The organism is Pseudokordiimonas caeni (genome assembly GCF_026719705.1).
Taxonomy (GTDB): Bacteria; Pseudomonadota; Alphaproteobacteria; order Sphingomonadales; family Kordiimonadaceae; genus Gimibacter; species Gimibacter caeni.
On the sequence record NZ_JAPPRR010000001.1, the window covers coordinates 545345 to 564037 of the forward strand.

The window sequence follows — 18693 nt, forward strand, 5'->3', positions numbered from 1 at the left end:
CACTGCCGTGCCGGACCGGCCGCCTCCAATTCGTTTTGAGTACAGCTTCCCTCCGGGGAAGCCTTCTGAGCCTATCCATACCACCCCACTTGAACAGCGCCTCCATTTCCCGGGAGGCGCTTTTCTTTTGTGCAGCGCAGATAGATGTAGGGATCAGGCCTCGACGAGCGAGCGGACAAGCAGCCGGAGGCCTGCAGCGCGCCAGTTGTCGAACGGCTTGTCGCGCTCGTGGATGCGGTCCTCAAGCGTCAGCCAGCGCGCCAGCGTCTGGAACAGGATCAGATGCTTCAGGATATCGCCGTCCGGGAACAGGTCGGGGCCGTAACCGTTGACGAAGGCGCGCCACCAGGGGCGCTCCTCCACCGGCATCGGCTGGAACCGGGCGCGGAGCGGCAACAGGTCGGTGGTCAAGAGATAGGTGATCATGCGGGCCATGTCGGTGCAGATGGGCACCTGCTTGCGGCCCCAGATATCGATGCCGATCACCCGGCGCGGGCTGATCAGGATATTGCTCGGGGTGAAGTCGCCGTGGCTCATCGTGTGTCGCCCCATGCGGCCGTCAAGGGCTGCAGAGCCCTCCTCGAACCGTTCCATGCCGGCCTGAAACACACTGTCGCGCGCCAACCGCTTGGCGGCATCGGCATGCTGATCGGCGCGGCGGGCAATGAGCGCGCGGAAATGATCGGCATCAAAGGGCTTCAATTCGGTGCGGGCCGCCTGATGGAAACGGCGGAGCCAGCCGCCCGTCAGCTTGATCGCCTCGAACTGGCGCCAGCGATTGACAAGGTTGAGCACCAGCACCTTCGTCAGCGTCGGTGCCTCCACCCATTCCATCACCAGAAGGCGCTGGGCATCGTCATGGCCATAAAGTTCCGGTACCATGAAGCCGCTGTCGGTGCCTTTCATCAGCGGATGATATTTCAGCAGGGCATCGCGCTGGGCTGGAAAGGCGCCGCCAAGGCCCACGTCATCACGGTAGCTTTTCAGCACCACGATGCGCTTCTCGGCCTTTGAATCGAGAAAATAGAGATCGCACTTGCGGGAGGCAATCCGCCGGTCTTTTACGTCCCAGTCCGTGCCGCCGAAACGGTCGCCGAGGATAGCGCGCGCCGCCTCTTCGATATGGCCGGGGATGGGGGAGGTCATACCGGTCAGTGTCCTTGCCTGTTGCATGATGCGTCACTCGCTACCATTCTTTTTTCTATCATAGCGGAGGGCGGCTGCCATCCGGTAGTGATAGCTAAAATTTTGACGCCAAATCGGGAGAAATTATGACGCTGTTTGATCATGCCGGGATCGATCTTTCCGCCGGCCCCGACTGGCGCGCCGAGGAACGGATGATGGCGGAGCTTGGCGGGCTTGTTTGCGGCGTTGATGAGGTCGGGCGCGGGCCGCTTGCCGGCCCCGTGGTCGCGGCTGCCGTGATCCTTGATCCCGTCCGCGTGCCGGTGGGGCTCAATGACAGCAAGAAGCTCACCGAAAAAGCGCGTGTAAGGCTGGCCGCTGAAATCCGCGAAGTGGCGCTCGCGGTTTCAATCGCGGAGGCGAGCGTTGAGGAGATCGATACGATCAATATCCTCGAAGCTGCGATGCTCGCCATGCGGCGGGCGGTCGCCGGGCTCGCCGTTCGCCCCCTCGGCGCACTTGTCGATGGCAACCGCGACCCCCTCATTGGCATCACCACCGAGACCCTCGTGAAGGGAGATGCGAGGTCCCTTTCGATCGCCGCAGCATCGATTGTCGCAAAAGTTTTTCGTGACGAACTGATGAAAAATCTGGCCGAAAAACACCCCGAATACGGTTGGGACCGAAACGCAGGATATGGTGTGCCGGTCCATCTTGAGGCTCTAAAACTTGTGGGCGTGACCCCATTTCACCGGAAATCCTTCGCGCCGATTCGCGATATTTTACATCAACAAAATACCTTAACTGATTGATTCACGTGTAAGAATCGATTGACGCCGAATCGATTCCGACTCATAGTCCGTCTCACAGAGCGATGCGGAGGCAACGACCGAGAGGCCATAAGGCCCTATCCGCATCAAGGCTCGGGACGGAGAAATGACATGGCTGAGACGAAGAATGCTGCAAAGGCTGCAGCAAAGGGTTCCGCATCCGCAATGAACCTTCCGCTGGACCGTATTGTCCAGGGTGACTGCATCGAGGTGATGAACGCGCTGCCCGAGAAATCGGTGGACGTGATCTTTGCCGATCCGCCCTACAATATGCAGCTCAAGGACACGCTGCACCGGCCGGACAATTCGAAGGTCGATGGCGTTCATGATGCCTGGGACAAGTTTTCGAGCTTCTCGGCTTACGACGACTTCACCACCCGCTGGCTGGCCGCTGCCCGCCGCGTGCTGAAGGATACGGGCACCATCTGGGTGATCGGCAGCTATCACAATATCTTCCGTGTGGGCGCCGAGCTGCAGAACCAGGATTTCTGGATCCTGAACGATATCATCTGGCGCAAGTCGAACCCGATGCCGAACTTCCGCGGCACCCGCTTCACGAACGCCCATGAAACGCTCATCTGGGCCGCCAAGTCGGCCGACAAGGGCGGCTACACCTTCAACTATGATGCGATGAAGTCGATGAATGACGACACGCAGATGCGCTCGGATTGGGTGATCCCGATCTGTTCGGGCAAGGAACGCCTGAAGGACGGCGAGAAGAAGGCCCATGCTACCCAGAAGCCCGAAGCGCTTCTGTACCGCGTGCTGATGTCCTCGACCAAACCGGGTGATGTGATCCTTGATCCCTTCTTCGGCACCGGTACCACGGGTGCAGTTGCCAAGAAGCTGGGCCGTCACTTCATCGGTATCGAGCGCGAAACCGACTATATCCGGGTGGCGCAGGCCCGCATCGCAGAAGCCTCCCCCGCCGACGCCGAAGCCCTTGGCTATAACGAAGGCAAGCGCGCCCAGCCGCGTGTGCCCTTCGGCACCCTTGTCGAGCGCGGCATGATTACGCCCGGCACCACGCTTTACGACAGCCACCGCCGTTTCGCCGCCCGTGTGCGCACCGACGGCACGCTGGTGGCGGCCGACAGCAAAGGCTCGATCCACCAGGTGGGCGCGAGCGTGCAAGGCGCACCGGCCTGCAACGGCTGGACCTTCTGGCACGTTGAAAAGAAGGGCCAGCTTTACCCGATTGACGTGTTCCGCCAGCAAATCTGGGCGGAAATGCACTGAGACAGCTCCGGGCCTGCCACACGCCGGCCCGGACAGCCAGTTGCCTGCCAGTGTTGCGGCGGGCGCCCTCGCCATCCTCACATCCCGCGCAGGATGGCGGACTCCTTGGGAAGGGGCTTGCCCGCCCCGACCCCTCCGTTGGACGCCCCTCATGCCCATGGGGGCGTCCATTTTTTATGGGTAAAGGCCCACCATCTTCACAAACACGGTCGGCAGGCCGGCTTCGTCCAGATCCTCGATCCGCACCCATTCGCCGTTCGGGAGGTTGATGCGCCCGGATATCTCCGCCGCTGCTACCCGGGTTTCCAGATGGAAATGAGTGAAGGTGTGGCGGGCGATGCCATCCAGTAGCTGCCAGTCCCCGGTCGCGGGTGCATGGGCGGCCCAGTCATCCGGGAAATCGGCTAGCGCTTCCCACGGCGTTGAATATAGCCCCGGCATGCCGCCGAGCAGGCCTTTGGGCGGGCGGCGCTCCAGCAGGACATGGCCATTGTGCGTGGGCATGAAGGCGACCGTGCGGCGGGTCGGCTTTTCCTTCTTCGGGGCTTTCACCGGGAAACGCTCGGGCTCCCCCGCTGCATGGGCGGCGCAGTCGGGCTGCAGCGGGCAGAGGAGGCATTTCGGATTTTTGGGCGTGCAGATGCTGCTGCCCAGATCCATGCAGGCTTGTGCGAAGTCGCCGGGGCGGTCACGGGGCACCAATGTTGCCGTTTTTACCTTGATCTCGGCCTTTCCCTTCGGGAGCGGCGTTTCGATGCGGAAAAGGCGGCTTATTACGCGCTCCACATTGCCGTCCACCACCGTGGCAGCCTCGCCGAAGGCAATGGCGGCGACGGCTGCCGCCGTATAGTCGCCAACGCCGGGCAGGGCACGCAGGGCTGCTTCGGTTGCCGGGAAGCGGCCACCGTGATCGCGGGCCACGGCCTCGGCGCATTTATGGAGGTTGCGGGCGCGGGCATAGTAGCCAAGCCCTGCCCATGCCTTCAGCACGTCTTCAAGTGGCGCATTCGCGAGGTCGGTGACCTTTGGCCAGCGCTTCAGGAAATCGGCATAATAGCCTTTGACTGTGGCGACCGTCGTCTGCTGCAGCATCACTTCCGATAGCCACACATGATAGGCGTCGCCAACCTCGCCGGGCTTCGCGCGCCAGGGCAGGTCCCGCCTGTGGCGGTCGTACCAGTCAAGAAGGCGGGAGGCGGGCGTCATCGGGTGCGGGTTTCCTTGAGCGCGGGGCGCTGATCCTGTAGCAAGGAGGGCGAGCATAGCGGGCGCAACCCCGAGGGCAAGACGTGAGCGATAAAAAAGACAAGCCGGAGCCGAAGCAACGCCGTCGCATGAAGATGGCGAAGGCCGCCGATGTGGCCGCACCGCTTGTGGACCGCGCCGTCCGCCGGCAGGGCTTCGCGAGTGTCGAGGTGGTGCGTCGCTGGGGGCAGATCGTCGGGGTGGAGCTTGCCGCTGCCACGCTGCCGCAAGCCCTGAAATTCCGGCGCGGCGAACGCACCGGCGGCACGCTTGTGGTGCGCTGCCCGTCTGCCTTCGCGCCCCTGATGACCCATCAGGCGCACCGGGTGATCGAGGCGGTGAACGCCTATTTCGGCTTTCAGGCGGTGGCTGCACTGGAAGTGGTGCAGGGGCCACTGCCCGCGCGCTACCAGCGCCGCTATGAAAAGCCGGTGCCGCCGTCCGCCGAAACGGTGGCGGGGGTTGACCGGCTGGTTGGCGGGCGGGAGGCAAGCCCCCTGCGGGCCGCACTTTATGAACTGGGCCTTGCGGTCAACACGCCAAAGCCGAAGGCAGGCGGTTGACCCTGCGGGCGGCTTGGCGCAACGTGGATGAAGTTGAAGACAAGGGACAAGCGTAAGATGAAGGCACTTCTCGGGGGCACCCTAATTGCCCTTTTCCTCTCCATCACGGGCCAGGCCGCAGACGTGGCAGCTGCGCCCAAAAGCACTACTGGCGACATCATTTATGGTGATCCCAAGGCCGATATCGAGATAATCGAATATGGCTCGCTCACCTGCGCCCACTGTGCGCATTTCGCGAATGATATCCTGCCGGTCATCAAGGAAAAGTATCTGGATACCGGCAAGGCGCGGCTGCATTACCGGAATATCATCCGCGATCAGGTGGATCTTGCCATTTCCGCTGTGGCCCGCTGCGGCGACATGGAGCGCAGTCACAAGCTGATGAGCGCCTTCTTCGCCTCACAGGACAAATGGATCCATGTCGGCAGCGAAGCTGCAATGATCGATGCTATTGCCACGGTGGCGGCGGCCGGAGGCATGGACCGCACCGAGTTCGACCGCTGCGCGGCGGACGCTGACTTGCGCAAAAGCCTTGTGGAGATGACCCAGCGCGGCGCGCAGCTATATGGCGTGCGGTCAACCCCCACCGTGATCGTGAACGGGATGGTGCTGCCGGACTATTCGGCGGAATCGATTGAAGCAGCCATTGGGCTCAGCCTCAAGTAGCGGCCCCGCGAAGCCGCTGATGCCAATGGGGATTGACGAAAGGCAACCCTTTCGCGCACGGTTCCGCATTGGCAAAGATCAAGGGGCCTTCGGGCTGCCAAACCAAAGATAAAAGGACGAGAAAGACATGAAGCGTTTTCTGGGCGTTGCGGCGATCGCGCTCTCCCTCGCAGCTTGCGGCGACAAGGCCGAAAAAGGGGCTGCTGACAAGGCGGAAGGGGGCGATTCGGTCGCTGCCAGCGCCGTGACGGCACCGGCCGAGGCCACCGAGGGCACGTGGGGGGCTATCGTTTACGGAGACCCGAACGCCCCGGTCGAGATCGTCGAATATGCATCGCTCACCTGCAGCCACTGCGCCTTCTTCACGAACGATATCCTGCCGTCCATCAAGGAAAAATATGTGGATACCGGCAAGGTGAAAATCACTTACCGGAACTTCGTCATGAATCAGGTGGACCTTGCTGCATCGACCGTGGCGCGTTGTGGCGACATGGAAATGACCCACAAACTGATGTCGGCCTTCTTCGAAACGCAGGGCGAATGGGCTCACTTGCAGGATCAGCGCGCCATCCTTGACGCGCTCGCCCGCACTGCCCGCCGCGCCGGTATGAGCCGCACCGAGTTCGACCGCTGCCTCGCCAACACCGACATGCACAAGCATCTGGTGGAAATGACGCAGGAGGGCAGCAAGGAATTCGGCGTGAATTCGACGCCGACGCTGTTCGTCAATGGCAAGAAGCTCGACAATTACCTTGGCGAAACGGTTGAAGCAGCTGTCGAGGCAGCGCTGAAATAAAGCATTGCGGGCCTCGCGTCATTTGGCGCGGGGCCTGTTTCAGGGGGAGGGGCTGCTGGCCCATGCAGTTCACGCGGCTCAGGCTTTCGGGGTTCAAGTCCTTTGTCGATCCGACCGAGCTTCTGATCGAGCCCGGCCTGACGGGCGTTGTCGGCCCGAACGGCTGCGGCAAATCCAATCTTCTGGAAGCCATCCGCTGGGTGATGGGCGAGAACCGCGCCAAATCCTTGCGCGGCTCCGGCATGGACGACGTGATCTTCGCGGGTACCGACCGCCGCTCGCCCCGCAATCTGGCCGAGGTGACCCTTGTCCTTGAAAACAGGGATAGAAACGGCCCCGCCGGTTTCAATGACGAAGACCTGATCGAGGTCACCCGACGGATCGAACGGGATTCGGGCTCCGCTTACCGCATCAATGGCAAGGATGTGCGCCAGAAGGATGTGCAGCTGTTGTTCGCGGACGCCGCGACCGGCGCGCACAGCCCGGCGCTCGTCAGCCAGGGCCGGATCGGCAACCTGATCAACGCCAAGCCGCAGGACCGTCGCGCGATCCTCGAGGAAGCGGCCGGTATCTCGGGCCTCCATACCCGCCGCAAGGAAGCCGAACTGCGCCTCAGGGCTGCCGAAGGCAATCTTGTCCGCGTTCAGGATGTGATCCAGGCGATGGAAAGCCAGATCGCGGGACTGAAGCGGCAAGCCAAGCAGGCGGTACGCTACCGTGAGATTTCGGCCGATATCCGCCGCGCTGAGGGCAGCCTGCTGTTCCTGCGCTGGAAAATGGCAGCGGACGAAGTGCTGGAACTCGAACGCGCTTTCCGGGCTGCTGAAGCCGAGGTCGCGAACGTTTCGGCTGAGCTTGCCGCCGCCACCGAGCGCAGCGCTGAAAAAGCCGCCACCTTGCCGGCCCTGCGTGAAGCGGATGCCGTCACTGCGGCGGCCTTGCAGCGTGTGCTGATCGAGCGGGATAACCTCGCGGCCGAACTGCAGCGCCGCCGCGAAACTGCCGCCACGCTCCGCGCCACGCTTGAGCAGATTGCCGCTGACCGCGCCCGCGAGGAAGTGAATGGGGGCGACGCGACCGAGGCATTGACGCGCCTGAAGGGCGAACGTGAACGGCTGGAAGCCGCCCGCGACGCTGAAAAGGATGGCGAGGTGGCCGCCCGCGAGGCGCTTGATGCCGCTGCCCGCGCCGCCAGTGCAGCCGAGGCCGATTATGACAGGGAAAGCGAACGCACGGCCGAAACCCGCGCCCGGAAATCGAGTTTTGAAAGCGACCGGATCGCCATTAACCGCCGCCGCGAACAGCTGGAAGCCGAATCCGCCCGCGTCGAACGCGAAAAGGAAGCCCTTGCCGCTGACGATGAGACTGCTGCGAGTGTGACTGCTGCCGAAAAGGCCATCACGGTGGCGGAGGAAGCGCTCGCCAGCCTTTCCCTACGGCTCACCGAGCTTGAAGCAGCCACGCAGGAAGCGCGCACCGCGCGCGGCGAGGCAGATAGTGCCCGCGCCGAACTTGCCGGCGCCCTGAAAGCACTGACGGCGGAGGTCTCTGGCCTCCGTTCGCTCCTCGCTGAACCAGCAGCCGGGGCAGGGCGGCCCGTATCGTTCGACCTGAAAGCCGAGCCCGGCTTTGAGGCTGCGCTTGGGGCGGCACTCGGCGAGGAAGCGGAAGCGGGGCTCGATACGGCGGCAGCTCGCCACTGGCTGGCGGCGCCTGCTTTTTCCAGCATCGATTGGCCGGTGGGCATATCGCCGCTCATGGCGCATGTGTCCGGCCCGGATGTGCTGACCCGTCGGCTATCGCTCGTAGGACTTCTCGAGGATGAAGCCAGCCTTGGCAATATCGCGGGGCTTGTAGCCTCGCTGAAACCGGGCCAGATGGTCGTGACGAAAGACGGCCTTCTCGTGCGGGCTGACGGCTTTGTCGTGAAGGCTGGTGCCCCGACCCGCGCAGCGCAGCGGCTGGCGCATGCGAACCGGCTGGCCGAGCTTGAAAAGGAACTGGCGGCGCGCGAAACCGCGATGGCCGCCGCCGTTCAGGCCGCCGAAGCAGCGATTGCCACACATGAAGCTGCACGGAACGCCGAGCGTACCGCCCGCGACGAGCGGCAGGCAGCGGAGAAGGCCCTTGCTGACGCACGCCGCGCCCATATGGCGGCGATGGAAGCGGCGGCCCGCCGTGAAAACCGGTTGACGGCACTGACCGACACTGCTGAACGCCTGAAGCGCGAAGCGGCTGATGTGGCAAAGCAGCTTGAGGAAATCGACGCGAAACTTGCGGACCTTCCCGATATTGCCGGGCTTGAAGGCGAGCTTGCCTCCCGCCGGTCGCAAGTGGAAGCGCTGAGGGCCGGGCTTGCAGCTGCCCGTGCGACATACGACGGCCTCAGGCGTGAGGCGGCGGCGCGGGGCGAGCGGCTCCTTTCCATTGCGTCCGAGATGAAGGCATGGGAAAGCCGTGCCGAAGGGGCGATTCGCCAGATTGCCGAGCTTGGCGAGCGCGCCGAATCCACCAGGGCCCAGCTTGCAGCGGTGGAGGCCGCGCCCGAAGAAATGGCCGCGCGGGAACAGGCATTGATGGACGCCAAGGCGAGGGCCGAAGCCGCCCGCCACGAAAGTGCCGAGGCGCTTCTGGCCGCCGAACGTGCGCTCGCAGACGAAGACAGGACCCTTCGCAGCGTTCAGGAACGCCACGCCGCGGCGCGCGAAGGCATGATCCGGGCCGAAGCAGCGGTCGAGGTGGCCGGTACCAAGCGCAAGGATATCGCACTGCAGATCGGCGAGCGGTTCGAGTGCGACCCGGCAAGCGTGCTGGAAAAGGTGGGGGCACCGACCTCGGACAGCCTGCCGGACGCGATGGTGATCGAACACCAGTTCGAATCGCTGAAGCGCGAGCGCGAACGTCTCGGTGCCGTGAACCTGCGCGCGGATGAGGAACTGACAGAAATCGAGGTGCAGATGACGCACCTGAGTGGCGAGCGCGACGATCTCGAGGCCGCTATCGCCCGCCTGCGCGGCGCCATCGGCAGCCTGAACCGCGAGGGGCGCGAGCGCCTGCTCGCTGCCTTTGATGTGGTGAACCGGCATTTTGGTGAATTGTTCGTCACCCTGTTCGGAGGCGGGGCAGCGCATCTGGAACTGACCGAATCCGACGATCCGCTGGAGGCCGGTCTCGAAATTTTCGCGAGCCCGCCGGGCAAACGCCTGCAGGCGCTGTCGCTTCTCTCGGGCGGCGAGCAGGCGCTGACGGCCCTGTCGCTTATTTTTGCGGTCTTTATCACCAATCCGGCCCCCATTTGCGTGCTGGATGAGGTTGATGCCCCGCTTGATGACGCGAATGTGGAGCGATTCTGCAATCTTCTTGATGAAATGACGGCGCGTACCAACACCCGCTTCCTGATCGTGACCCACAATGCGGTTTCGATGGCCCGGATGAACCGGCTTTTCGGCGTGACGATGGCGGAAAGGGGCATTTCGACCCTTGTTTCGGTCGATCTTGAGCGCGCGAGCGAGCTTCGTGAAGCGGGATAAGTGCAGGGACGCGCTGTGAGTTCGTAATGAAATTGAAATGTTTTCCAATGATTTCAATTGGTTAATACATTTCTAATGCGTCTTGACACCGGATATGCCTGCCACTATGTTGCAGGCGCCTTCACGGCCTTGTCTCGTTAGGAACAGGGCTGCCGGCAACCCGTCCGGGAAGGCAGGACGAAACATGGTCCGGAAGCAGGCCAAGGCTGGCTCATCGGAAGGATGCGAAGACGTGGCTGACGAAGACAAGGATGCCCGCCTTTCATCGCTCGAGGAACGGCTGAGGAAAGCACGCGGCGACGACCCGGCAGATTCGCAAGGGGACGGCGCGGCACCGGATGGCAGCCGTTCGAACGCCCTTGGAATTGCCTTCCGTATCGGCGTTGATCTGGTTGTCGGGGCGATTGTCGGTGCCATCATCGGTTATGCGATCGATGGCTGGCTTGAGACAAAACCGCTTTTCCTGATCGTCTTCCTGATACTCGGGTTTGCAGCAGGTATCCGCAACGTCTTGCGCGAGGCCATCAAGCTGCAGGGGCCGGATGACGGCCATGCGTGATTTTATTCTTGGTCCGCGCCCAATTACAGGGTGTGACAAAAACAGGGGCGATACTCGTGGCACATAGTCCGCTTGAGCAATTCCAGATCAAACCGATCGCTGAGTTTTCGATTGGCGGGATCGACGCCTCTTTCACCAACAGCTCGGCATGGATGGTTGCGGTCGTTGTGGCCATTACCTTCTTCCTCGTTGGTGGCATGCGCAAGGCCGCGCTCGTTCCGGGCCGCTGGCAGGCGATGGTCGAGGTCTTCTACGATTTCGTTGCCGGCATGGTGAAGGAAAACGTCGGCCGTGAAGGCAAGGCTTACTTCCCCTTCATCTTCACGCTCTTCATGTTCATCCTCGGCTGTAACCTCGCCGGGATGCTGCCCTACAGCTTCACTGTGACGAGCCATATCATTGTCAACTTCGGCATGGCGATCGTCGTCTTCCTCGGCGTCACGCTGATCGGCTTCATCAAGCACGGCGCCGGCTTCCTGCGCCTCTTCGCCCCTTCGGGCGTGCCGGTGTGGCTGCTGCCCTTGCTCGTCGTCATCGAAGTGATTTCCTACTGCACCCGCCCGATCAGCCTGTCGGTTCGTCTGTTTGCGAACATGCTTGCCGGTCACATCATGATGAAGGTCTTCGCGGGCTTTATCATCTCGATGAGCGCTGTCGGCCTCGCCGGCTATCTCGGCGCCGTTGTGCCCTTCACCGTCAACGTTCTTCTGACGGGCCTCGAAATTCTCGTAGCCTGCCTGCAGGCCTACGTGTTCACCATCCTGACCTGCATCTACCTGAACGACGCAATGCATCCGTCGCACTAAAAGCAGGCCGGAAAACTCGGTTTATCTGACCCTATCCAACTCGAAAAGGAAAACACCATGGAACTCGCAGCAGCAAAGATGATCGGTGCTGGCATCGCCACCCTCGCTCTCGCCGGTATCGGTATCGGCCTCGGCAACATTTTCGGTAGCTTCCTCGGCGGCGCCCTGCGCAACCCGTCGGCTGCCAAAGGCCAGTTCACCAACCTGCTGATCGGCTTCGCGCTGACCGAGGCAACCGGCCTCTTCGCGCTCGTGATCGCCTTCCTGATCCTCTTCACCTAAGAAGATCGGACGCCAAGGTTGCCGGGGCGCGACGCCGATTGCTGTCGCGCCCTGCCGCATCCTGAACGGATACGGGCACGGCCCCGCATCCCACTGTTGAATATCTAGCCTTTGAGGCATGTGATGGCGGAAGCTCAAGACGCGCACACCACCGAGACCGAGGCAGCCGTTGCCGCGCCCCAAGAGGCTGTGGCAGACGCACATGACGCCGCAGTCGAGGCACATACCGAAGTGAGCCAGGAGGGCGGTCTGCCCCAGCTCAATATCGGTACCTATGAAGAGCAGCTCGTATGGCTGTTCCTCACCTTTGTTGTTCTTTACCTCATCGTATCGCGCATGGCCCTGCCACGTGTGACCAAGGTGCTGGAAGAGCGCGAGGAAAAGATTGCGGCAGACCTTGATGCAGCCGAAGTCCAGAAGCGTGAAGCTGAAGAAGTGAAGGCCGCTTACGAAGCAGCCCTTGCCGAAGCCCGCGCCAAGGCACAGGCCGTGATGGTGGAAGCCAAGGCTGAAATGGCAGCTGAAATCGCCAAGGTGCAAGCCGACCTCGACGCCAAGCTTGGTGAAAAGACTGACGCTGCCGAGAAGCGCATCGCCGCCGCGAAAGCCGAAGCGATGGCCTCGATCGAAGGTGTGGCGACGGACGTGACCCGCGAGATCGTCACGAAGCTCGCCGGTGAAGAAGCCGACGACAAGGCTGTGGCTGCCGCCGTCAAGGCTGCGCTTGAAACCGCGAAAGGGGCTTGATCATGGCTGCTGGTGAACCCTTCTACCTTGATCCGACCTTCTGGGTCGCCGGTTCGTTCGTTGTGTTTGTCGGCGGCGTGATTTACGCCAAGGCACACAAGAATATCGCGGCTGCCCTCGACGCCCGCTCTGCCGCCATCAAGGCGCAGATCGACGAAGCTGCAGCGCTCCGCGAAGAAACCGCCAAGCTCTTGTCGGACTTCCAGCGCAAGAAGCGCGATGCCGAGAAAGAAGCTGCCGATATCGTGGCACAGGCCAAGGAAGACGCGAAACTCCTGATCGCGGAAGCCAAGGCCGACATGAAAGCCATGGTGGAACGCCGCACTGCATCGGCCGAGCTGAAAATCACGCAGGCCGAAGCTGCTGCCATCAAGGAAGTGAAAGCTGTGGCCGTGACCGTTGCCGTGGCTGCCGCCACCGACGTGCTGGCGAATGCGCTTAAAGGTGCAGCCGGTGGCAAGGTGATCGACGCTGCGATTGGCGATATCGACACGCTGCTGCACTAAGCGGCACGACACGTGACAAGATTGACGCCCTGGCCGGCTGGCCGGGGCGTTTTCTTTTTTGGGCTGGTGGCAAGCGCGGCAAGGGGCTAGAAAACGTTACCAAACTTCCATGACGGACCGCCCATGACCCGCGCAGCCCAAGACCGCCTGATGATCCTTGCCACCTTCGCCTCGATGGGCGTGGCGACAACGCTTGTCGTTACCAAGACACTTGTCTGGTGGGCGTCGGGATCGGTTGCCATGCTCGGTTCGATGGCTGACAGCGCGCTTGACCTGCTGGCCTCCGCCATCACTTTCCTTGCTGTGCGAATGGCAGTGATGCCGCCCGATGAAGATCATCGTTTCGGCCACGGCAAGGCCGAAGCCATCGCGGGCTTGATCCAGTCCGGCATCATCATGGCCTCGTCTTTCTTCATCCTCATGGAATCATCGGCGCGGCTCTATAACCCGATGCCGGTGCAGGCGACCGGGCCGGTTATCGCCGTCTCGGTCCTTTCCATCGTCCTGTCGCTCGGCCTTGTGCTGTTCCAGCGCTTTGTAGTGGCGCGCACGCGCTCAATCGCAGTGGCGGGTGACCATCTCCATTATCAGGGGGACCTGCTGATGAATGCGGCGGTGATTGCCGCCGTGTTGATCGCAGGTACAGGCTTCACGGAAGCCGATGGTATTTTCGGTATCCTGATAGCGCTCTATATCGGCCACGGGGCCTATGGGATCGGGCGCAATGCCATCGATATGCTGATGGACCGCGAATTCAGCGATGCCGACCGCGAGACGATTTTCAACCTTGTGATGGGCAACCCGGATGTGCGCGGCCTGCACGAGTTGAAGACGCGCCACGCGGGCCGCGACAGCTTCATCCAGCTTCATATCGAGGTCGACGGCGAGATGACAGTCCGTGAAGGGCATCTGGTGGGCGATGAGATCGAGGCTACGCTCAGCGAAGCTTTCCCGAACGCAGAGATCCTGATCCATATCGACCCGCCGTCAGAATATTCCGGCCAGCTGACAGCGGCCGAGGTGCCCATGCCAAAGGAGGAAACCTGACCCATGCTGACGCTTTACGGCATCCCCAACTGCGACACGGTGAAAAAGGCGCGCGTGGCGCTTGATGAGGCGGGCATCGCCTACAGGTTCCACGACTTCCGCAAGGATGGCCTGACGGCGGAGCTGGCGGGTGCGATGCTGGATGCGCTTGGGGGCGATCAGGTCATCAACCGGCGCGGCACGACGTGGCGCAAGTTCGATGCGGCCCGGCAGGCGGCTGCCGAAAATCGCGACGGCGCCATCGCGCTGATGCTGGCGGAGCCATCGGTGATCAAGCGCCCTGTCTGGCACAAGGACGGCGACTGGAGGCTCGGTTTCGCACCGAAAGATCAGGATGCCATCCGCACCTGGGCTGCAGCCTGATCAGGCAATGAGACAAGGGCGGCACCCAAGACCGTCCATCCATGATATCCTATAACCCGAACAGGGAAGACACACAGCGATGCAGGAAGTTTCGATTTATCAGGTGGACGCCTTCACCAGCAAGGCATTCGGCGGCAATCCGGCAGCAATCTGCCCGGTGCCCGAATTTCTCGACACTTCGGTGATGCAGTCGATCGCGCGCGAGAACAATCTGTCCGAGACCGCTTTCATCGTGCCGCGAGCCGACCGCACGGAAGCGGATTATGACCTGCGCTGGTTCACGCCGTCGCTGGAGGTTGACCTTTGCGGCCATGCCACGCTTGCCTCGGGACTTGTCGTGATGCGGCATCTGGAGCCTGCGCTGGAGCTTGTGCGCTTCGCGACGCGCTCGGGCATCCTGCAGGTAGCGAAGCGTGCAGACGGCAAGCTGGCGCTCGATATGCCCGCCCTGACGCCGACGCCTGTGACAGCGCCTGATGGCCTCGCCGAAGCGATGGGCGCAATCCCTGAAGCCGTGCTGCACCGGGGGCGGGACTATCTGCTGATTTACCGCGACCCCCAGACCATCCAGCGCCTGCATCCCGACATGCGCGCCCTGCAGGCCTACGCGCCCTATGGCTTCATTGCGAGCGCACCGGGCACCGACGGGGTCGATTTTGTCTCGCGCTGCTTTTTTCCGAACCATGGCATCCCGGAAGATCCGGTCACCGGTTCTGCCCACTGCCTTTCGGGGCCATATTGGGCCGAGCGCTTTGGCCGGAATGACCTGCATGCCCTGCAAATTTCGGCGCGCGGGGGCGAGATCTGGATCACGGTGAAAGGTGATCGTATCGAGCTTGCAGGATCAGCCGTTGAAGTCATGCGCGGAGCGCTCTACCTTTCCCATTGATGGCCGGTGGCCTGCCCGTGGGTGGCAGGGCAGGGCTGCTTTCCGGGGGAAGCGTGATGACCACAGTCTATGATTTCGAAATGCCGCGGCTGAATGGCAAGCCGCAAGCGCTTGCTGACTATCGGGGCAAGGTGCTCCTTATCGTGAACACCGCCTCCAAATGCGGTTTCACGCCGCAGTATGAGGGGCTTGAAAAGCTCTATAAGGATTACAAGGACAAGGGCTTTGAAATCCTTGGCTTCCCGTGCAACCAGTTCGGCGCGCAGGAGCCCGGTTCGGAAGATGATATTGGCGAGTTTTGCCAGATCAATTATGGCGTCAGCTTCCCGATGTTCTCGAAAATCGATGTGAACGGGCGGGGTGCGGCGCCGCTTTATAAGTTCCTGAAACAGGCCCGCAAAGGCTTCCTCGGGTCCGAGCGAATCAAATGGAACTTCACCAAGTTCCTCTTGGACCGCGAAGGCAATGTGGTCAGGCGTTTTGCCTCGATCTCCAAACCCGACGCGATCCGGCCCGATATCGAGGCCTTGCTGTAGGGCCCGACAACCAGACGCCATGAAGGCGCGTTTCCAGTTTCACGCCGGGGGAGAATGATGGCGAGACGATCGATCACACGGCGCGACTTCCTGAACGGGGTTGCGATCACCGGGGCGGCCTTCGGCCTTGCCCCTGCAGAGGCACTCGCAAAAGGGCTGATTGCGGGTGACACCAAATGGGTCTATCCGCCCGAACGCACCGGCATGCGTGGCAGCCATGAAGGCAGCTTCGAGGTTGCCCACGCGATCTCATGGGAAGGCAAGGTCTTCGACCGGCCGAAGAAAGCGGTGGACCGCCCCTATGACCTGATCGTCGTTGGCGGCGGCATCAGCGGGCTGACCACCGCCCGGCTCGCGCGGGACCGGCTGGGCGCCAGCGCCCGCATCTTGATCCTTGATAACCACGACGATTTCGGCGGCCACGCCAAGCGCAACGAATTTCTGGTCAAGGGCAAGCGGCTTATCGGTTATGGCGGCAGCCAGTCGATCGACAGCCCCAAAAGCTATAGCCCGGCAGCACGCGAGTTTATCCAGTCGCTCGGGATCGAGACCGAGAAATTCTACCGCTATTACGACCGTTCGTGGGCATCTCGCCGCAACCTTGGTACAGCCACTTACCTCGACAAGGAAACCTACGGCAGCGACCGGCTGCTGAAGGTGCGCGAAGCGGGCAACTGGGGGCTCGGCTGGTCGTGGTCCACGGAAGAAGAAAAGGCCGAATATGCAGCGCTGATCGATAGCCTGCCGTTCCCGGCCGAGGAGCTTGCCGCTTTCCGCCGCCTTGTGCTTGAAAAGCCCGACTGGCTGGGTGACATGCCCATCGAGGCGCGGGCCTCCTATCTGAAATCGCATTCGCTGCAGCACTGTTTGAAAACCCATGCCGGGATTTCGGATGGTATCTACAGTCTCTTTGGCCGCACGTCGCTGGGCCTTTGGGGGATTGGCTGGGATGCCGTGTCGGCGCTTGAAGCCGTGCGCGAGGGGCATTTCGCGACCGAGGGGCTGAAGCTTGACGAAGGCACCTTCGATTATGGCCCGCATGGGGAAGAGCCTTATATCTTCCACTTCCCGGATGGCAACGCCGGGGTGGCGCGGATGATTGTCGCCGATCTCATGCCCGATGCGCTTCGCGCTGGCAGCATGGAAGAGGGGGTCGAGGCCCGAGCACATTATGACAGGCTGGACCGCGCCGAGAACGGCGTGCGCATTCGCCTGCGTTCCACCGCTGTCAATATCGCCAACACGGGCGAGGGCGCGGAAGTAACCTATGTGCGCGACGGGCGGGCGGAACGGGTGACGGGCGCGAAGGTCATCTTCGCCGGTTATGCCCATATCCTGCCGTACATCTTGCCCGAATTGCCAGCAGAACAGATCGAGGCAATCCGCTGGCCCAAGAAAGTGCCGCTTGCCTATATCAACGTGGCGCTGACCAACTGGCATGCCTTTGCCGAAAACGGCATCAGTTCCTTCTTCGCGCCGGGCAAGAAACTGCATCAGGCCGCGCTCGATTTCCCGGTCAGCATCGGCAACTACCGTTTTGCCGACAATCCGGACGATCCGATCATCGCGCACCTGTCGCACGTGCCCTGCGCACCCGGCATGCCTTCGCGTGACCAGCATGTGGCCGGCCGGCATGAGATGTATGCCATGACGTTCGAGGATTACGAGGCCGAGGTTCTGTCGCTCCTCAAGGGCGGGCTTGGCAGCGCCTTCGATGCCGAACGCGATATTGCCGCGATCACGGTGAACCGCTGGCCGCACGGCTATGCCTACGAATATAACGAACTGTGGGACGACCCGACCTGGAGCCCGGCCATGGGGCCGCACCTTCGGGCACGCCAGCAGGTTGGCAATATATCCATCGCGGGGAGCGATGCTTCGGCCTTCGCCTATGTGGACGGGGCCATCGATGCGGCGGTACGCGCCGTGAGGGAACAATTCGGGGGATAAGACATGACAGACTGGCCTGCGCCCGAAACCGTCCGGCTGAAGGATATCGACCTCGCCGTCTATCGCATGGGGTCGAAGGACTGGCGCAGCGCCGGCAAACCGCCGGTCTTTTTCCTGCATGGTTTCCCTGAGCTTGCCTATAGCTGGCGGAGCCAGATGAAGGCGCTCTCCGCCGCCGGTTACCCCGTCTTCGCGCCGGACCTGCGCGGTTATGGCGCTTCGGGCAAGCCCGAGGGTCGCGAGAATTACACGATGGAGAAGCTGACGGGCGATGTACGCGGGCTTCTAGATCATTACGGAATCGAAAAGGCCGTTCTGGTGGGCCATGACTGGGGAGCACTCCTCCTGTGGTCGCTGCCTTTCTACATGCCCGGCAGGGCGCTTGGTTACGCGGGGCTCAACGTGCCCCTGATGCCGCATTATCCGGTTGATCCCATCACGCTCTTCCGCCAGCGCTTCGGCGAGGACATGTATATCGTCCGTTTCCAGGAAGAAGGTGCGTGCGAGCCGCTTCTGGAAGCCGACGTGCTGAATACCTTCCGTTTCTTCATGCGCAAGCCCGCGCCGACCTCGCGGCGGCCGGATGAAGTACCCTTCTCGGAAAAGAGCCTCGATCTCCTGACGCTGCTGCAAAAAGGCGCGGATCACTGGGGCGGGGAAGCGCTGATGAGCGACGCCGATCTCGCGCCCTATGTGACGGCCTATACGGCAGGTGGTTTTACGGCGCCGATCCACTGGTACAGGAACATGGCAGCCAACTGGCAGGACCAGAAACAGTTTCTGGACGCCGACGGCCTGCTGCCGAAGGTGCCGGAACCCTGCCTGATGATCACAGCCGAGATGGACCGCGCCTGCCCGCCAACCCTTGCCGACGGTATGGAAAAGCGGGTGAGCGGTCCCTACACCCGGCTGGACCTCATGGGCTGCGGCCACTGGAGCCAGCAGGAACGCGCGGACGATGTGAACAGAGCGCTGCTGGATTGGCTGGCAACGATTTGACAGCGAGTGGCGTGT

Annotated in this window: 19 protein-coding genes; 17 read left to right on the forward strand and 2 right to left on the reverse strand. The window is 62.2% G+C overall.

Annotated features, from left to right (window positions below):
- Window positions 1-153 precede the first annotated feature (153 nt).
- A complete protein-coding gene (locus OU694_RS02310) occupies window positions 154-1146 on the reverse strand; it encodes a phosphotransferase family protein (RefSeq protein WP_308909397.1) in 993 nt (330 codons plus the stop codon).
- 125 nt (window positions 1147-1271) lie between these two features.
- Here OU694_RS02310 and rnhB point away from each other — a divergent pair, with 125 nt between their 5' ends.
- Together rnhB and OU694_RS02320 are read left to right on the forward strand one after the other, a co-directional pair.
- Complete coding sequence (rnhB, locus tag OU694_RS02315) at window positions 1272-1937, forward strand: ribonuclease HII (RefSeq protein ID WP_308909398.1); 666 nt, start codon at window positions 1272-1274, stop codon at window positions 1935-1937.
- Window positions 1938-2066: 129 nt separating this feature from the next.
- Window positions 2067-3194, forward strand: a complete 1128-nt coding sequence (locus tag OU694_RS02320; protein ID WP_308909399.1) for a site-specific DNA-methyltransferase — start codon at window positions 2067-2069, stop codon at window positions 3192-3194.
- A gap of 174 nt (window positions 3195-3368) precedes the next feature.
- Here OU694_RS02320 and mutY read toward each other — a convergent pair whose 3' ends face one another.
- The gene (gene mutY, locus OU694_RS02325; protein WP_308909400.1) at window positions 3369-4400 is read right to left on the reverse strand and encodes an A/G-specific adenine glycosylase; all 1032 of its coding nucleotides are present in this window, start codon (window positions 4398-4400) and stop codon (window positions 3369-3371) included.
- An 83-nt stretch (window positions 4401-4483) separates the two neighbouring features.
- Between mutY and OU694_RS02330 the strand changes: the two genes are divergently transcribed.
- The 15 genes from OU694_RS02330 (at window position 4484) to OU694_RS02400 (ending at window position 18678) form a co-directional block, all read left to right on the forward strand.
- Window positions 4484-5002 (forward strand): DUF721 domain-containing protein, encoded by a 519-nt coding sequence (locus OU694_RS02330; protein WP_308909401.1) that lies wholly within the window; start codon window positions 4484-4486, stop codon window positions 5000-5002.
- Between the two features lie 57 nt (window positions 5003-5059).
- Window positions 5060-5668, forward strand: a complete 609-nt coding sequence (locus OU694_RS02335) for a thioredoxin domain-containing protein (RefSeq protein WP_308909402.1) — start codon at window positions 5060-5062, stop codon at window positions 5666-5668.
- Window positions 5669-5795: 127 nt separating this feature from the next.
- Entirely contained in the window at window positions 5796-6464 is a 669-nt protein-coding gene (locus OU694_RS02340) for a thioredoxin domain-containing protein (protein WP_308909403.1), read from the forward strand.
- A gap of 62 nt (window positions 6465-6526) precedes the next feature.
- Window positions 6527-9994 (forward strand): chromosome segregation SMC family protein, encoded by a 3468-nt coding sequence (locus OU694_RS02345; protein WP_308909404.1) that lies wholly within the window; start codon window positions 6527-6529, stop codon window positions 9992-9994.
- A 184-nt stretch (window positions 9995-10178) separates the two neighbouring features.
- Window positions 10179-10553, forward strand: a complete 375-nt coding sequence (locus OU694_RS02350; protein ID WP_308909405.1) for an AtpZ/AtpI family protein — start codon at window positions 10179-10181, stop codon at window positions 10551-10553.
- Between the two features lie 56 nt (window positions 10554-10609).
- On the forward strand, window positions 10610-11359 hold the full coding sequence (locus OU694_RS02355) for a F0F1 ATP synthase subunit A (protein WP_308909406.1): 750 nt from the start codon (window positions 10610-10612) through the stop codon (window positions 11357-11359).
- 57 nt (window positions 11360-11416) lie between these two features.
- A complete protein-coding gene (locus tag OU694_RS02360; RefSeq protein ID WP_289505338.1) occupies window positions 11417-11641 on the forward strand; it encodes a F0F1 ATP synthase subunit C in 225 nt (74 codons plus the stop codon).
- 123 nt (window positions 11642-11764) lie between these two features.
- A complete protein-coding gene (locus tag OU694_RS02365; protein WP_308909407.1) occupies window positions 11765-12388 on the forward strand; it encodes a F0F1 ATP synthase subunit B family protein in 624 nt (207 codons plus the stop codon).
- Between the two features lie 2 nt (window positions 12389-12390).
- Entirely contained in the window at window positions 12391-12894 is a 504-nt protein-coding gene (locus OU694_RS02370) for a F0F1 ATP synthase subunit B family protein (protein WP_308909408.1), read from the forward strand.
- Between the two features lie 123 nt (window positions 12895-13017).
- On the forward strand, window positions 13018-13941 hold the full coding sequence (locus OU694_RS02375) for a cation diffusion facilitator family transporter (RefSeq protein ID WP_308909409.1): 924 nt from the start codon (window positions 13018-13020) through the stop codon (window positions 13939-13941).
- A gap of 3 nt (window positions 13942-13944) precedes the next feature.
- Window positions 13945-14304, forward strand: coding sequence for a Spx/MgsR family RNA polymerase-binding regulatory protein (locus OU694_RS02380; RefSeq protein WP_308909410.1), 360 nt, complete (start codon window positions 13945-13947; stop codon window positions 14302-14304).
- A 79-nt stretch (window positions 14305-14383) separates the two neighbouring features.
- Window positions 14384-15193 carry a PhzF family phenazine biosynthesis protein gene (locus OU694_RS02385; protein WP_308909411.1) on the forward strand — a complete coding sequence of 270 codons (810 nt, stop codon included), beginning with the start codon at window positions 14384-14386 and terminating at the stop codon, window positions 15191-15193.
- Window positions 15194-15249: 56 nt separating this feature from the next.
- Complete coding sequence (locus OU694_RS02390; RefSeq protein ID WP_308909412.1) at window positions 15250-15729, forward strand: glutathione peroxidase; 480 nt, start codon at window positions 15250-15252, stop codon at window positions 15727-15729.
- A gap of 57 nt (window positions 15730-15786) precedes the next feature.
- The gene (locus tag OU694_RS02395; protein WP_308909413.1) at window positions 15787-17679 is read left to right on the forward strand and encodes an NAD(P)-binding protein; all 1893 of its coding nucleotides are present in this window, start codon (window positions 15787-15789) and stop codon (window positions 17677-17679) included.
- A gap of 3 nt (window positions 17680-17682) precedes the next feature.
- Window positions 17683-18678 (forward strand): alpha/beta fold hydrolase, encoded by a 996-nt coding sequence (locus tag OU694_RS02400; protein ID WP_308909414.1) that lies wholly within the window; start codon window positions 17683-17685, stop codon window positions 18676-18678.
- Window positions 18679-18693: the final 15 nt, after the last annotated feature.

Coding starts and splice junctions, on each gene's coding strand:
- OU694_RS02310 (WP_308909397.1), bottom strand. CDS start 1,146: ATGACCTCCCCCATCCCCGGCCATATCGAAGAGGCGGCGCGCGCTATC.
- rnhB (WP_308909398.1), top strand. CDS start 1,272: ATGACGCTGTTTGATCATGCCGGGATCGATCTTTCCGCCGGCCCCGAC.
- OU694_RS02320 (WP_308909399.1), top strand. CDS start 2,067: ATGGCTGAGACGAAGAATGCTGCAAAGGCTGCAGCAAAGGGTTCCGCA.
- mutY (WP_308909400.1), bottom strand. CDS start 4,400: ATGACGCCCGCCTCCCGCCTTCTTGACTGGTACGACCGCCACAGGCGG.
- OU694_RS02335 (WP_308909402.1), top strand. CDS start 5,060: ATGAAGGCACTTCTCGGGGGCACCCTAATTGCCCTTTTCCTCTCCATC.
- OU694_RS02340 (WP_308909403.1), top strand. CDS start 5,796: ATGAAGCGTTTTCTGGGCGTTGCGGCGATCGCGCTCTCCCTCGCAGCT.
- OU694_RS02345 (WP_308909404.1), top strand. CDS start 6,527: ATGCAGTTCACGCGGCTCAGGCTTTCGGGGTTCAAGTCCTTTGTCGAT.
- OU694_RS02350 (WP_308909405.1), top strand. CDS start 10,179: ATGGTCCGGAAGCAGGCCAAGGCTGGCTCATCGGAAGGATGCGAAGAC.
- OU694_RS02360 (WP_289505338.1), top strand. CDS start 11,417: ATGGAACTCGCAGCAGCAAAGATGATCGGTGCTGGCATCGCCACCCTC.
- OU694_RS02365 (WP_308909407.1), top strand. CDS start 11,765: ATGGCGGAAGCTCAAGACGCGCACACCACCGAGACCGAGGCAGCCGTT.
- OU694_RS02370 (WP_308909408.1), top strand. CDS start 12,391: ATGGCTGCTGGTGAACCCTTCTACCTTGATCCGACCTTCTGGGTCGCC.
- OU694_RS02375 (WP_308909409.1), top strand. CDS start 13,018: ATGACCCGCGCAGCCCAAGACCGCCTGATGATCCTTGCCACCTTCGCC.
- OU694_RS02380 (WP_308909410.1), top strand. CDS start 13,945: ATGCTGACGCTTTACGGCATCCCCAACTGCGACACGGTGAAAAAGGCG.
- OU694_RS02385 (WP_308909411.1), top strand. CDS start 14,384: ATGCAGGAAGTTTCGATTTATCAGGTGGACGCCTTCACCAGCAAGGCA.
- OU694_RS02390 (WP_308909412.1), top strand. CDS start 15,250: ATGACCACAGTCTATGATTTCGAAATGCCGCGGCTGAATGGCAAGCCG.
- OU694_RS02395 (WP_308909413.1), top strand. CDS start 15,787: ATGGCGAGACGATCGATCACACGGCGCGACTTCCTGAACGGGGTTGCG.
- OU694_RS02400 (WP_308909414.1), top strand. CDS start 17,683: ATGACAGACTGGCCTGCGCCCGAAACCGTCCGGCTGAAGGATATCGAC.